The organism is Roseovarius sp. ZX-A-9, from assembly GCF_028369135.1.
Classification (GTDB): domain Bacteria; phylum Pseudomonadota; class Alphaproteobacteria; order Rhodobacterales; family Rhodobacteraceae; genus Roseovarius.
Genome location: NZ_JAPWHW010000006.1, coordinates 141759 through 156143, shown reverse-complemented (window position 1 = coordinate 156143; position 14385 = coordinate 141759). Strand labels below are relative to the sequence as shown.

Here is a 14385-nt window from a genome sequence, read left to right as displayed (position 1 = left end):
GAGGGACCGAAAATATGATCTTTGCAAAGCGTGCATTTCTGTCGTCGGGATGGGCCGACAATGTCCGCCTGACCCATGAAGCAGGGCGTCTGACCGGCATCGACACCGGGGCAACCCCACAGCCGGGCGATACGGTCGTGGATACACTGCTGCCCGCGCTGGCCAACCTGCACAGCCACAGCTTTCAGCGCGCGATGGCCGGCATGACCGAATTCCGCATGGCCGGCAAAGACAGCTTCTGGACATGGCGCGACCTGATGTACCGCTTTACCGGAACGCTGACGCCTGAGCAGATCGAGGCGATTGCCGCGCTGGTGTTTCTGGAAATGCAGGAGGCCGGATATGCCAGCGTCGGCGAATTCCACTACCTGCACCACCAGCCCGGCGGCACACCCTATGACGATCTGGGAGAGCTGTCTGCGCGCATCGCCGCCGCCGCCGCCCGGACCCAGATCGGCCTGACGCATCTGCCGGTTCTCTATACCTATGGCGGGGCAGGGCAGGCGCCGCTTCAGTCAGGGCAGGCCCGGTTCGGCAACTCGGTCGAACGCTACGCCGATCTGGTGGCCCGCGCCCGCGCGGCGGTGAAAGAGCTGCCCTCCGATTGCCGCGTCGGCATCGCGCCGCATTCGCTGCGTGCCACATCGCCCGATGATCTGCGCGCGGCACTGGCGGCGCATGATGACGGGCCGATCCATATCCATATCTCCGAGCAACCCAAGGAAGTCACCGATATACAGGCATGGCTGGGCGCACGCCCGGTCGAGTGGCTGCTGGACAACGCCCCGGTGAATGCCGATTGGTGCCTGATCCACGCCACCCACATGACCGAGGCCGAGACGCTGGACATGGCGAAATCCGGCGCTGTCGCAGGGCTTTGCCCGATCACCGAGGCCAATCTGGGCGACGGACCGTTCAACGGCCCCACCTACCTGACGGCCGGGGGCCGGTTCGGGCTGGGATCAGATTCCAACGTGCGGATCTCCCTGACCGAAGAATTGCGCACGCTGGAATATTCGCAGCGCCTGCGCGACCTCGCCCGCAACGTGATGGTCGTAGGCGAAGGGTCGGTGGGCGAAACGCTCTACACGGGGGCCGCGCGCGGCGGGGCTCAGGCGCTGGGCCGGGGCACCGGCGAGATTGCCGTGGGCCAGCTTGCCGATCTGGTGGCCATCGACAGCAACGATCCCGCGCTCTGTGCCTTGCGCGCCGATCAGTTGCTCGACGGGCTGGCCTTTGCCGCCAGCGACAATGTCGTGACCGATCTGTGGTCAGCCGGGCGTCATGCGGTCCGCGAGGGCAGGCATGTCGCGCGCGGCCGGATCATGGCCGACTACCGCGCCGCGATGGCCAGCTTGATGGCTGCACTCTGATCCAGATAACTGATGCGGATTTCCAGCGCCGCGTCGCCATCCCGCAGGATCGGCGCGGTGCCTGCATCACCCACGAATGCGGTATCGCCGGGGGCCAGTGACTCACCATCAATCTCCGGCACGCCCGCCAGCCCGTGAAACGCCCTCATGCCGGGCTGCACCGGGGCAAGGGCAGGCCGGGATGGCCCGCGATGCACGATCACCTCGCCCGCGCAGATCGCTGGGTCGAACATCAGGTTGAGATCGGTCAGCGGCCCGTCCGTCAGCCTTGCATAGACGCTCAGCCCGCCGTCAAAGCGGACCGGCTCCCACAGGGGCGCGTTCAGAACACCGCCCGCATGTTCCAGATCGACGCCACCGCCCTCGACCACGGTCAGAATTCGCATCACGCCCGAGAAATCCGAAAACGCCCCGTCCTGGCCCACATCCGCCCGGCTGATCCGCCAGGCCATCCGGTCGCCAAGCGTCGCGGTGGCAATCTCGCGGGTCACGCCGCCATCGTTTTTCCAAGGAATGTCGATCAGGTTGGAACAGCGCAGGATGTCCATCGGGGCGGGCCTTTCCATCGTATAAAGCAAGGGGCGGTCAGGGCGATTCATGACGCGCAGCTCTCGCCGCGTCTAGCCCTGCAGCGCGAAGCGCGTCAACACCGCTTCCAGACAGTCAACGGTTTCGGCCATGTAATCTTCGCAATAGCCGGCCGCGTTCTCCAACACGCTGAAATACGCGCAAGACAGGCCCGTGACCGTATCCACCATCAGGAACTGCCCGCCATAGCCCGCATGCCCGATCCAGCGCCCGTTGGTCATCATCTGGTCGGCATAGCGCACATGGTCGCGCGGCGGCGCCAGCGTCTTGGCATCGCGGCCCGGCACGGCTTGGATAAATGGCTGATTCCAGCCGGGGCAGGGGGCGGGCCCGGCGATCCGCGCCAACAGCAGGCCAAAGCGCGCCAGATCTCTGGCCGTCATGCAGGCACCGCCAGAGAAGGCCGGCAGCCCTTCGGGGCTGAGGCTGATATGGAGCGCATCGGCGATCCCTGCCGCCTCTGCAATGGCGTCGATCTGCGCATTCAGCCCGCCGGGCCGCAGCCCGTCGCAGATCAGCGTCAAAAGATCGGTGTTGGCCGAGCAATAGTTGATCACAGACGCCCTGTTGTTTAGGTCCGCCCCGCCAATCGAGCGCACGAAGGCCCCCATCTCCGTCTCGGGTGCGCCATCGGGCGGCAGCCGCCAGCCCAGCGCAATTTCCTCGGTATAACAACTGGCGTTGGGGTCGGCGTAATCCTCGGAAAAATCGTTGATCACGTTCATGTCCAGCACGTCCTGCACCCGCGCGCCGCGATAGCCCGCGCCGATATCCGGGATATAGGCCTCCACCGGGCGGGCAGGGTCCAGCAACCCCTCGCCGATCATCCTGCCCGCAATCAGATGCATCATCAGCTTGCTGACCGATTGCATCGAATGCGGCTGGTCGGGGGCGAAATCGTCGGCATGGCGCGCCAGCACGATCTGGTTGCCACGCGCACAGACCAGCGCCGAAAACTCTTTCCGCGCTGTCAGCGTCGCCACCTGCGGCAGCGCGGCGAGGGCGGTGTTTTCAGCAGGCTCCAGCACCAGTTGCCGCCGCGCCCGCACCATATAGGCGCGGCGAAACAGCCGATGCGCGTTGTGAAAACCATGGCGGCGATATTCCGGCTGGTTCCAGCGTTGCTTGTTGCCCGCACCCACCGCGAGGTCGGGATTGGGGATGCGCCCGGCGCTCATGCCGGATCCACCTGCATCAGGACATCTACCGCCAGAACCTCGCGCTCGTAGACGAACAATGGGTTGATCTCGATCTCGGCGATCTCGGCGGCATGGGCCATCGCATAGTCCGCCAGCCCGGTGAGTGCGGCCACCAGTGCCTGCCGGTCCACCGCAGACTTGCCGCGAAACCCGTCCAACAGCCGCGCCACCTTCAACCCGTCCAGCGCCGCGTCGATCTCGGCCGAGCGGGCAGGCAGCAGCAACGACACCGTATCGCCGATCAGTTCCACCAATATGCCGCCGCTGCCCAGCGTCATCGCCAGCCCGAATTGCGGATCGCGGCGGATGCCGACCACCAGTTCCGCCAGCGGCGGGGTGGCCATCCGCTCGACCAGAAACGTGTCGGTGACGGCGTCTGCCGCGAATTGCGTGACGGCGTGGCGCATGGCGTTGGCCGCCTGCATCAGCGCTCCTTCATCCGCGATGTTCAACGTCACGGCCCCGGCATCGGATTTATGCGCCAGCGCCGGTCCCATCATCTTGAGCACGACGGGATACCCGATATCGGCGGCCGCCTCGGCCAGTTGCGCCCCGCTACAGGCCCGCCCGCGCGGGATGGCGATCCCGGCGGCGGCCAGCCGCGCCTTGCCCTCCGCCTCGTTCAGCAGACGGGGGGCCGCATTGGGCCGGCCGGGGATCAGCGGCGCGGGCGCGGCGCTCAGGATCTCGCGCTGGCGCGCCCGCCACCATGCGGCACCGCGGATCGCGTTCAGAGTCTCGTGCACCCCCTGCATCGGGGCGACACCGCGCGCCACGTAAAGGTCGCGCACCTCGCGCCCGATATTCTCGGGGATCGTCGCACAGATCGCGGCGGGCAGGCCCGCCTGCCGTGCGGCCTCGGCAAAGGCCAGCCCGTCATTGAGGTAAAGCTGCCGGCTCTCGTCCAGACCGGCGGCGGGATAGTCCTGCACCAGCACCGCCGCCTGCGCCGGGATATGCGCGGCGGCGGCCTCGAACACGGGGGCTGTATGTTCGGGCTGTCCCCAGATCGGCGTGGTGTAATCCAGCGGGTTCGAAACCGTGGCGATGGGCGGCAAGAGCGGCGTCAGCGCGGCCAGTGCCGCGGCGTCCGGCGCCGCGAACTGCAAGCCGATCCTCTCGCCGTGATCCGCCAGCATCGTCGCCCCGCCCCCCGAACAGGTAAAGCCCAGCACCTCCCGGCCTTCGGGCGCGCCCGCGATGCACAGGAATTTCAGCGTTTCCAGAAATTGCGACGGGTTGGTGACACTGATCACGCCCGCGCGCTCGAACAGCGCAAGATAGAGCGCGTTCGACCCCGCAAGCGAGCCCGTGTGGCTCAGCGTCAGGCGCTCTCCGATGGCGGAACTGCCGGTTTTCAGCGCCACGATGGGCGTGCCCGCGCGGGCTGCTTTCAACGCCGCGCGCTCGAAGGCGGGGATGTCGCGCAACCCCTCGATATGCACCCCGATGGCGCGCACTTCGGGCCGCTCGCACAGCAGGTCGATGAATTCGGCGATGCCCAGATCGGTCTGATTGCCAGCCGATGCCATATAGGCCAGTGGCAGGGACCGCTGGCTCATGGTGATGTCGGACGAAAACATGCCCGATTGGGTAATGATCGCCGCGCCGTAGCCGGGGCAGGTGCCGCCATGGGCAAAGGGCCAGAGTGCCGACTTGCCGATGTAGTTGATCAGCCCGTAACAGTTGGGTCCGATCAACACCATGTCCCCCAGCGCCGCCTTCAGCGCCTCCTCCAGCGCGCGGCCCTCCGCATGTGCCTCGGCAAATCCGGCAGAATAGCAGACGATCCCGCCCGCACCCATCGCCGCCAGTTCCGCTACGGCCCCCGGCACCAGCGCGGCCGGGATGGCCAGGAACACCGCATCGGGCGGTTCGGGCAGGGCGGCGATGTCCGGCAGGCAGGGCAGCCCCGCGATCTGCGCACGGCGCGGGTTCACCACCCACATCTGCCCGCCGTAACCGGCACGCCGCGCCTCGCCGATGCCCACCGCCGCATCCGCCCCGCCGACAAAGGCGATGTGACGCGGGTTCAGCAGCCGCTCGAAATTCTGGCGCTTGGCCTGCGTCATTACAGCCGTCATGCCGCTCAGGCCCCCAGCGGGCGCAGGATCGAGCGGGTGATGATATGGCGCTGGATCTCCGACGTGCCGTCCCAGATCCGTTCCAGCCGGCTGTCGCGCCACAGCCGCTCGATGGGCAATTCCTCCATCAGGCCCATGCCGCCGTAAATCTGCACCGTGTCATCGGCGATCCGGTTCAGCATCTCCGAACAGTAGACCTTGACCATCGCCGCATCGGCATCCTCCATCGCGCCGCGCTCGGCGCGCGCCACCGCATCGGCAACCATCAGATCGGCCGCCCGCAACCCCATCGCCCCATCCGCCAGCCGGAAACCGGTGGCCTGAAACCGCCCGATGGGCTGGCCGAACTGGCGGCGGCTCGCGGCCCAGTCGGTTGCCAGCCCCAAGATGCGCTCGGCCTTGCCGCAACAGCACGCGCCGACCCAGATACGTCCCATGCCCAGCCATTGCCCCGCCAGTTCCAGCCCGTGCCCCTCCTGGCCCAGCACCTGGCCGGGGCCTAGCCGCACATCGTCGAATGTAAGCTGGTAATTGCGGTAGCCCCGGTAGCTGACACAGCGATTGCCCTCGCGACATTCGAACCCGGGTGTGCCGATATCGACGAGGAACGCCGTCACCCGCTTGCGGCTGCCGCGCGGCCCCTCATCCACGCCCGTGGCGGCAAAGACGATGGCGAAATCCGGCATGCAGGGGCCAGAGATGAAATGTTTCGTCCCGTTCAGAATCCAGTCGTCACCGTCGCGCCGGGCGTTGGTCTTCATCCCCATCACGTCCGATCCGGCCTCCGGCTCGGTCAGCCCGAAAAGCTCGCGCTTTTCGCCACGCACCGCGGGCAGCAGGTATTGCTCGCGCTGATCGCCCTCGCAGGCCAGCAACAACTCGGTCGGGCGCGCGGCCCAGCTGTGCAACGCATGGCTGGTCTTGCCATATTCGCGCTCGATCAGATGCATCGCGCTCAGGCCCAGCCCGCCGCCGCCCACTTCCTCGGGCAGGTTGCAGGCATACAGGCCCAGCTCCTGCGCGCGCGCCGCGATCTGGCGGCCCAGGTCCTCGGGGACCTCGCCGGTCTTGTCGACCATCTGCTCATGCGGATACATCTCGGCGTCCATGAAGGCGCGCACGGTGTTCAGCAGCAGTTCGTTCTCGTGGCTGACCAGAATATTCATCGGCTTAGTCCTCTTTCAAAGCAGTTTGCGCACGCTGGCGCGACACGATGGCCGACACGGCAAACGCGCCCAGTGTCACGGCAATCAACACCACGGCCGCTGCCGCCACAGTCGGGTCGGTGTTTTCGCGGATGCCGTTCCACATCCGGCGGGGCAGGGTGTAGACGTTGAATTTCGAGATGAAGAGCGTGACCACGATCTCGTCCCAGCTGAGGATGAACGCAAACAGCGCCCCCGCGAACACGCCGGGCCGGATCGACGGCAGGATCACCCGCCGCATGGTGGTCCAGGCCGGTGCGCCCAGATTACGGCTGGCCTGTTCCAGCTTGGGGTCGAAATTGGCCAGGCTCGCGCTGACGGTGATCAGCACCAGCGGCGCCGCCAGAACCGTGTGCGCCAGAATGAGGCCCGCATATGTGTCCAGCAGGCCCAGCGGGATCAGCAGCCGGTAGAACGCCATCGCCGAAATGATCTGCGGGATGATCAGCGGCAACAGCAGGAAGGCGCGCACCATTTCGCTGTATTTCGATGTGACACGCCACAGGCCGATCGCCGCCAGCGTGCCCAGCGCGGTGGCCAGTACGGCAGTGCTGACCGCGATGATGCCGCTCTGGGCAAAGCTCGACAGCCATTCGGGGCTGGAAAACAGAAACTCGAAATGCCGCCATGAATAGTCGCCCTTGGGCATCGACAAGAACCGCTTGGGCGTCAGTGACACCGGGATCGCGATCAGCGCAGGCAGCACCAGGAACAGCAGCGCCATCCACGCGCCTACCCGGTTCAGTCGTGCAAAAAGCCCCGGTTTCATCGTGTCGCCCCGCCGCCAAAGGCCGCGCTCAACTGCATGAAGCGCGACATGAGCCACAAGAGTGCGAGCACCGAGAACAGCATCAAAGTGCCCAGCATCGCCGCCGTGCCCCAGTTGAGCGTGACCAGCAGCTGCACCGAGATATATTCGGCCACCATCAACACCTTGCCGCCGCCCAGGATCGCGGGCGTCACGTAGAAACCGAGGCTGAGAATAAAGACCAGCAACGACGCGGCAATCAGCCCCGGCGCGGTCAGCGGCAGATAGATCCGCCAGAATGTCTGCGTGCCGGTGGCCCCCAGATTGCGCGACGCGGCCATCACGCGGGTGTCCAGCGTCTGCATGTTCGCCAAGAGTGGCAGCACCGCGTAGGGCACCATGTAATGCACCATGCCGATCAGCACGCCCAGCTCGTTGCGCATGAAGCGGACCGGTTCGGAAATCAGGCCAATGGCCTCCATCGACTCGTTCACCAGCCCGTTGCGCCCCAGCAGCATCAGCCACGCAAAGGTGCGCACCAGCACCGAAATCCAGAAGCTGACCAGCAGGAAGGTCAGCATGACATGCTGGTTGCGCGCGTGGGCATGAACCATCGCGTAGGCCACCGAATATCCCAGCGCGACGCTGAAAAACGTGGTGATCAGGCAGATGCGGAACGTGGTCCACAGGATACGCCCCAGCGCGTCGGTCTGATAGAGTTTCTGATAGTTGCCAATCCCCGGTTCGGGATCGGTCACGCTGAGCCACAGGATATTGGCCAGTGGCCCGGCATAAAACGCCAGCACCACCAGCAGCAATGGTGCCACCAGAAGCCAGCCAGGGCTGATATGTCTGCCAAGTACCCGCATGTCATCGACCGATAATTGAGGAAAGCGCCGAAGGCCGGCATGGCCTTCGGTCAGTGAGCGGGCAACCCAGGGAGAAAGGGGCCGCCCGCCAGAGAGGATCGGATCAGCTGATCGCGTCGAGGAAGGCGTTGACCGCCTCGCTGCCATTCTCGCCCCACCAGACCGGATCGTTGTAGACGATCTTGTCGATATTCATCGCCGACGTGATCGCATAGGGCTGCTGGTCTTCGGGGATTTCGCCAAAGGCCGCCGGGTTCGACGGTGTCATCCCCAGGCAATCCAGCAGCGCCAGCTGGGCCGGTACTTCCTGCGCCGTGGCGATGAATTTCATAACCGCATCGCGGCCCGCCGGGTTGCCCTTGGGCACGATATAGGCACCGGGCATGGCCATCGCCTGATTGTTCACCAGCTTGTAGCGGCCTTCGGTGTCCGTCTCGATGTTGCGGCCCCGGTTCTGCCAGATGATCGCCATGGACGCTTCGCCATTGACGCACATCGAATGCACTTCCGACCCCGAGCCCCAGTAGATGCTGTCATCCTTGATGGATTTGACCTTGTTCAGCGCCCGCTCCATGTCCAGCGGATAGAGCGCATCGCCCGGCACCCCGTCGGCCATCAGTGCAGCCTCAAGTGACCCGTTGGCCCATTTGTAGAGCGCGCGGGTGCCAGGGAAGCCGGCAGTGTCAAAGAAATCCTTCCAGTCCTTCGGCGGATTGTCCCCGTAAACTTCGGTGTCATAGACGAAGGCATAGCCGTAAAGGATGATCGACACCCCGTATTCCAGCGCGTAATTCGGCAGCGTCTTTTCCTTGCTGACGATGCTGTAGTCGATCGGCTCCAGATGCCCTGTGGGGCCAAGCGAGACCGCGTTGAAGAGGTCCCCGTCAGCCACATCCGCCGTCACGTTGCCGCTGTCGACCATCTCGCGCAGCTTGCCTTCCAGCGGGCCGGAGGTATCATACTTGACGCCCAGCCCGGTCGCTTTGGTAAAGGCATCACCGATGGCCGATCCGTGGCATTCCACCGACTGGCCGCCCCAGTTCCACATCACCACGTGATCGGCGGCCGCCTTGGCGTCGCCTGCGATGACGGACGCGGTCGCGACCCCGGCCATGCCGCACAGCGCCAGAAAGCTGCGACGGTCCATTCGGCCGGCCTTGTAGGCATGGGCGCTCTCGATCAGCGTCTCCTTCATGAATTGCTTGTCTTGCATGTCGGTCTCTCCTTGTTGGTTATGGGCCGTTTTCTGCCCTTATCGTGGGGCGCGCATTTTGCCCGCCCGGGTCATTTCTTCAGGTATCTTCCAGCCTGACGGCGGCCGTATCGCTCCAGCCCAGATCGACCGGCTGGCCCTCGCGCAGCGCGTGCGGATTGCGCCAGCTGTCCACGTCCACCTCGATATCGTCGCGGCCCTCGACCGCGACCATGAGTTTCTGCACCGCGCCGAAATAGGTGATGCCCCGGATCGTGCCGGTCAGCCGTGCTGTCCCGTTCATCTGCCCGCCGGGCGCGATGTCGATCTTCTCGGGGCGCAGCGCATAGGTGCCGTCCGGCATCGTCAGAAAGTTGCTCTTGCCAAGGAACCCGGCAGCAAATCGCGTGCGCGGATGCTCGTAAAGCTCGTTGGGCGTGCCCAGTTGCTCGATCCGGCCCTGTTGCATGATCACGATCCGGTCGGACATCGAAAGTGCCTCTTCCTGATCGTGTGTGACATAGACAAAGGTGGTGCCGACGCGCTGGTGAATATCCTTCAATTGGTCCTGCACCTCGATGCGCAGCTTCTTGTCCAGCGCGCCCAGCGGCTCGTCCAGCAGCAGCACCGGCGGCGCAAAGGCCAGCGCGCGCGCCAGCGCCACGCGCTGTTGCTGCCCGCCCGACAACTGGCCGGGCTTGCGATGGCCGAATTCCGTCAGCTGCACCAGGTCGAGCATCTCGTCCACCCGCGCTGCGATCTCGGCGCGGGGGCGTTTGCGCACGTCCAGCGCATAGCCGATATTGTCGCGCACGGTCATATGCGGAAAGAGCGCATAGCCCTGGAACACCATGCCGAAATTGCGCCGCTCCGCCGGGACATCGCGGATCGACCTGCCGTCCAGCAGGATATCGCCCGCCGTGATGTCCAGAAACCCCGCGATCATCATCAAGAGCGTGGTCTTGCCCGATCCCGACGGGCCAAGCAGCGTCAGGAACTCGCCGCGCTGGATGTCCAGATCGACGTTGTCCACTGCGGTAAAGCTGCCAAAGTGTTTGGTCAGCCCGCTGAGCGTCAGCCCTCCTGATTTGGCATCTGACGCGGCTTCTCTCATTTGTCTGCCCCTCGCAGGTTCAGTCTGTTACGTGCTTCCTGTGGTGAAAGGACGCGACCGCCCATGCGCTCGATGATCTCGACCGCGCGAGTCACCAACTGGCCATTCGTGGCCAGCACACCGCGCTCCAGATAGATGTTGTCCTCCAGCCCGACGCGCACATTGCCGCCCAGCGCCACCGACGCCGCCGCCATCGCCATTTGCATCCGGCCGATACCGAAACTGGCCCAGCTTGCGCCCGGCGGCAGTTGAGCCTTCATCGCCGCCATCGTCTCGACCGTCTGATCGGCACCCCACGGAATGCCAAGGCAGAGCTGGAACATCGGCGGCGCGTCGATCAATCCCTCCTCGACCATCGCGCGGGCAAACCGGATATGGCCCAGCTCGAACACTTCCAGTTCCGGCTTCACGCCCCATTCCTGCACGAGTTTGGCCATCCGGCGCAGCGTCGGCGGGGTCGAGATGTAGATGCTGTCGGTGTCCGAGAAGTTCAGCGTACCACAATCCAGCGAACAGATCTCGGGCATGCATTCACGCACATGCGCCAGCCGCTCATCGGGGCCGATCATGTCGGTGCCGGGGCCGGGCATCGCCGGGTCGTCGGGGCTGGGCGCCCAGTCGCCGCCCATCCCGGCAGTCAGGTTGATCACCACGTCGGTGTCGCTGGCACGGACCAGATCGACCGCCTCCTTGAACAGCGCCACATCGCGCGAGCCCTGGCCGGTCTCGGGATCGCGCACATGCAGGTGGGCGATGGCCGCGCCGGCCTGTGCTGCCTCGATGGCGGCATCGGCGATCTGTCGTGGCGTGACCGGGACATGCGGGCTTTTGCCGGTGGTATCCCCGGCGCCCGTGACAGCACAGGTGACGATGGTTTCGAACTTCATGCGGGTCTCCTCTTCGCATCCAGTGTGCGACCGGACGCCGCAGAAAATGTAGAAATTACGACGAGTTTTGGCTATAGATGTCGAATATTCACATCTCCTCCCCCGCAGCTGTTCCGAGAATGAAGCATGCTTACCGAGATCAAACAGACGCAGCAGAGCGGGCGAATCGTCTGTGTCCTTGTGCCGCGATTCAACATGATGAGCCTCATCAGCCTGCTGGAGCCCGCGCGCATCGCGAACTACCTGTCGCGCCATCCGCTCTACACGGTCGAGCATTGCTCGGTCGGCGGGGCGACGGTCACCGCAAGCAATGGCATGCCCGTCGCCTGCACCGACCTGCCGGATAAATTGGCGCGCGACGATCTGGTGCTGGTTGTCGGCAGTTGGGGGGCCGAACATCACGATAATCCGCGTCTGGAATCATGGCTGCGGCGTCAGGAACGGGCGGGCGCGCGGCTCTGCGCGGTCGAGATGGCGCCCTATATTTTTGCCCGCGCGGGGCTGCTGTCGGGGCGCAAGGCGACGGCGCACTGGTCCTATCTCGCGGGGCTTTTAGAGAACTACCCAGAGGTGGAGGGGGCCGAACAGCTCTTTACCATCGACGGGCGCATCATGACCTGCGCCGGATCGACCGGCGGGATCGACCTGATGCTGGAACTGATAAAGCGCGACCACGGCGATGCGCTGATCACCGAGATTTCCGACAACCTCATGCATCACACGGTCCGGGAGGGGACCGATCCGCAACGCCGCCCATTGGGTCGGGGGCTGGAGGGTTTGCCACCCCCGGTGCGCGCCGCGATCAAGCTGATGGACGCCCATATGGACGAGCCGCTCAGCGTGCCGCAGATCGCGCAGCGGGTGGGTCTGTCGCAGCGCCAGTTGGAGCGGCAGTTCAATCGCTCGATGGGTTGCAGCGCGGTCCAGTTCGGCAGGCTCATGCGGCTGCAACATGCGCGCGTCCTGCTGATCTCGACCGATCTGGGTGTGCGCGAGGTCGCCGCCGCCTCGGGCTTCAACTCGCTGTCACATTTCGCCTATGCGTTCCGCAACTGCTTTGGCAGCCGACCCAGCGACTACCGGCAGGGCTGGCCCGAACAAAACGACATGCCCGCATGGCCCGGCACGCTTGCGCGCTACCTCGAAACCCTGCGCCCGCATGGCGCGGCGCGTGCGCGGCGTTAACCGGGCAATTCTGCGCATTGATACCGACGCAATACCGATGTGTTGCCGACGCAATGCCGAACGCGTTTTGTGACCGTTAATCAATGCCTTGACGCCCATTCGCGCGCTCAGTCCCGCAGCGCCTTCAGCACCGCCACGATCTTGGCGTCCCGCTCGGCGGCCATCTCGGTGAAATGGCGATCCCCGGCGATGGCATTGCAGCCGTCCACCATCCGGTCGCGCAACTCCCGCGTCAGTTCCGGTGCCTCCAGCCGGGTCCAGGGCCATTTCAGCGCCGGGCCGAACTGGTCAAGGTTGGTGGCCATGCCGCCCTCACCGCAGGCGACGTGAAACGCCATGCATTGCCCTTGCACGGCCATGCGCGGGGCAGGGCCATTTATCAATGCAGTATCAATGTCTTGCGGTGTCGCTTCGCCATTGGCAACCATGTGCAGCGCCTCGCGCCACAGCGCCTCTTGCAGCCGCGTGGCGACGAAACCGGGTATTTCCTTTTTCATCACCAGTGGCGCCTTGCCCGCCACCTCGTAGAACGCCGCAGCCCAGGCCACGGCGGCGGGGTCGGTCCGCTTGCCGCCGACGATCTCGACCAGCGGCAGCAGGTAGGGCGGGTTGAACGGATGCCCGATCACCGTGCGCTCTGGCGTTGGGCAATCGGCCTGAATCTCGGTCATGGTCATGCCCGAGGTGGACGAACAGATGACCACATCAGGGGGCAGGATGCGGCCCAGTTCAGCATAGAGCGCCTGCTTGATGTCCAATCTCTCAGGCGCGCTTTCCTGAATGAAATCAGCGTCCTGAACGGCTTCTTTCAGGTCCGTTGTGATGCTCAGCCGGTCCAGAGATGCGCCCTCTGCCAGCCCCAGCGCGGTCAGGCTGGTCCACGCGGTCTCAATCACCTGCAGCAATGCGGCGCGCTCCGCCTCGGTATGGATGTATGCGCATACGTCATAGCCGCGCGCCAGGAAATGTGCCGCCCAGCCACCGCCGATCGGGCCCGCCCCGATGCTGGTGACACGGCGCACGCTCTGTGGATCGCGATAGCCCATCATTCCCCCCGGAACTTCGGTTCGCGCTTCTCGACAAAGGCGGCCACCCCTTCGGCGGCATCGGCGGATTTCAGCATCTTGCGATAGGTCGGCAAACCGCCGCCGCGCATCCTGGCAAAGGCCTCCTGCAGGGGCACGCATTCGATCTCACGCTCCACCTCTTTGACGCTCTGCATCGCCAGCGGCGCCGACCAGGCAATAGAGGCCGCCCATTCGCGCGCCGCATCCATCAGTTGCGCACGCGGAACCACCTTGTTTACAAGGCCGTAATGCGCTGCCTCTTCGGCGCTCATCCGGCGGCCCAGCAGGAACATCTCCATCGCGATATTGTGCGGAATGCGGCGCGGCAGGCGTTGCAGGGCGCCGGCATCCGGCACGATCCCCAGCGGCATTTCCGGCAGGCCGAACTCCACGTGATCAGCCGCGATCAGCAGGTCACACCCCAGCGCCATTTCGAAGCCGCCGCCGATGGCCAGCCCGTTGATGGCCGCGATCACCGGTTTGTTGAGCGCCCAGTTTTCCGTCAGCCCGGTAAAGCCGCCGAACCCGTAATCGTCGGTCTCCCACCAGTTATCGAGCTGCATCTCGCCCGCGTTCAACGCCTTGAGGTCCCAGCCCGCCGAGAAAATCTTGTCACCGCCCCCGGTCAGGATCGCGCAGCGCAGGTCCTTGTCCTCGTGCAGTTGCTGGAACGCCGCCGCCAGCGCCTGACTTGTGGGGACGTCGATGGCGTTCACCTTTGGGCGGTCCAGCGTGATCTCCAGCACATGGCCGTCACGCACGACCTTCACTCCGTCTGACATGGGGTATTCTCCTTGTTGGCCGTGCCCGTCGGGCCGGGGGACGTGTGCCATCTTCCCGCGAAAGGGCGGGGGCGCATACGATTTTTCGACAT

General features: G+C 65.1%; 13 protein-coding genes. 2 read left to right on the top strand and 11 right to left on the bottom strand.

Annotation, left to right across the window (positions count from 1 at the left end; translation table 11 throughout):
* Window positions 1–14 precede the first annotated feature (14 nt).
* A complete protein-coding gene (locus O3306_RS07985) occupies window positions 15–1373 on the top strand; it encodes a formimidoylglutamate deiminase (RefSeq protein ID WP_272005435.1) in 1359 nt (452 codons plus the stop codon).
* On the opposite strand, the gene O3306_RS07980 is transcribed toward O3306_RS07985, so the two are convergent.
* The 9 genes from O3306_RS07980 to O3306_RS07940 form a co-directional block, all read right to left on the bottom strand.
* Window positions 1334–1972 (bottom strand): HutD/Ves family protein, encoded by a 639-nt coding sequence (locus O3306_RS07980; RefSeq protein WP_272005432.1) that lies wholly within the window; start codon window positions 1970–1972, stop codon window positions 1334–1336. The two genes, O3306_RS07985 and O3306_RS07980, sit on opposite strands and share 40 nt — an antisense overlap.
* A 21-nt stretch (window positions 1973–1993) precedes the next feature.
* A complete protein-coding gene (locus O3306_RS07975) occupies window positions 1994–3139 on the bottom strand; it encodes a serine hydrolase domain-containing protein (protein WP_272005430.1) in 1146 nt (381 codons plus the stop codon).
* Entirely contained in the window at window positions 3136–5244 is a 2109-nt protein-coding gene (locus O3306_RS07970; protein ID WP_272005426.1) for an acetate--CoA ligase family protein, read from the bottom strand. The genes O3306_RS07975 and O3306_RS07970 overlap by 4 nt, the downstream gene beginning before the upstream one ends.
* A 5-nt stretch (window positions 5245–5249) precedes the next feature.
* Entirely contained in the window at window positions 5250–6410 is a 1161-nt protein-coding gene (locus tag O3306_RS07965) for an acyl-CoA dehydrogenase family protein (protein WP_272005423.1), read from the bottom strand.
* Between the two features lie 4 nt (window positions 6411–6414).
* Window positions 6415–7218: an ABC transporter permease gene (locus tag O3306_RS07960; RefSeq protein ID WP_272005420.1), complete on the bottom strand. Its 804-nt coding sequence runs from the start codon at window positions 7216–7218 to the stop codon at window positions 6415–6417.
* Entirely contained in the window at window positions 7215–8066 is an 852-nt protein-coding gene (locus O3306_RS07955; protein ID WP_272005417.1) for an ABC transporter permease, read from the bottom strand. Before O3306_RS07955 ends, O3306_RS07960 begins: the two co-directional genes overlap by 4 nt.
* A gap of 103 nt (window positions 8067–8169) precedes the next feature.
* Window positions 8170–9279, bottom strand: coding sequence for an extracellular solute-binding protein (locus O3306_RS07950; protein WP_272005414.1), 1110 nt, complete (start codon window positions 9277–9279; stop codon window positions 8170–8172).
* A 79-nt stretch (window positions 9280–9358) separates the two neighbouring features.
* Window positions 9359–10372: an ABC transporter ATP-binding protein gene (locus O3306_RS07945; protein WP_272005411.1), complete on the bottom strand. Its 1014-nt coding sequence runs from the start codon at window positions 10370–10372 to the stop codon at window positions 9359–9361.
* Window positions 10369–11259 (bottom strand): 3-keto-5-aminohexanoate cleavage protein, encoded by an 891-nt coding sequence (locus O3306_RS07940; RefSeq protein ID WP_272005408.1) that lies wholly within the window; start codon window positions 11257–11259, stop codon window positions 10369–10371. The genes O3306_RS07945 and O3306_RS07940 overlap by 4 nt, the downstream gene beginning before the upstream one ends.
* Before the next feature lie 126 nt (window positions 11260–11385).
* Between O3306_RS07940 and O3306_RS07935 the strand changes: the two genes are divergently transcribed.
* Window positions 11386–12444 (top strand): GlxA family transcriptional regulator, encoded by a 1059-nt coding sequence (locus O3306_RS07935; protein WP_272005405.1) that lies wholly within the window; start codon window positions 11386–11388, stop codon window positions 12442–12444.
* 107 nt (window positions 12445–12551) lie between these two features.
* On the opposite strand, the gene O3306_RS07930 is transcribed toward O3306_RS07935, so the two are convergent.
* Both O3306_RS07930 and O3306_RS07925 read right to left on the bottom strand, forming a co-directional pair.
* Window positions 12552–13493, bottom strand: a complete 942-nt coding sequence (locus O3306_RS07930) for a 3-hydroxyacyl-CoA dehydrogenase NAD-binding domain-containing protein (RefSeq protein ID WP_272005402.1) — start codon at window positions 13491–13493, stop codon at window positions 12552–12554.
* A complete protein-coding gene (locus O3306_RS07925; RefSeq protein ID WP_272005399.1) occupies window positions 13490–14293 on the bottom strand; it encodes a carnitinyl-CoA dehydratase in 804 nt (267 codons plus the stop codon). Before O3306_RS07925 ends, O3306_RS07930 begins: the two co-directional genes overlap by 4 nt.
* Between the last annotated feature and the right edge of the window lie 92 nt (window positions 14294–14385).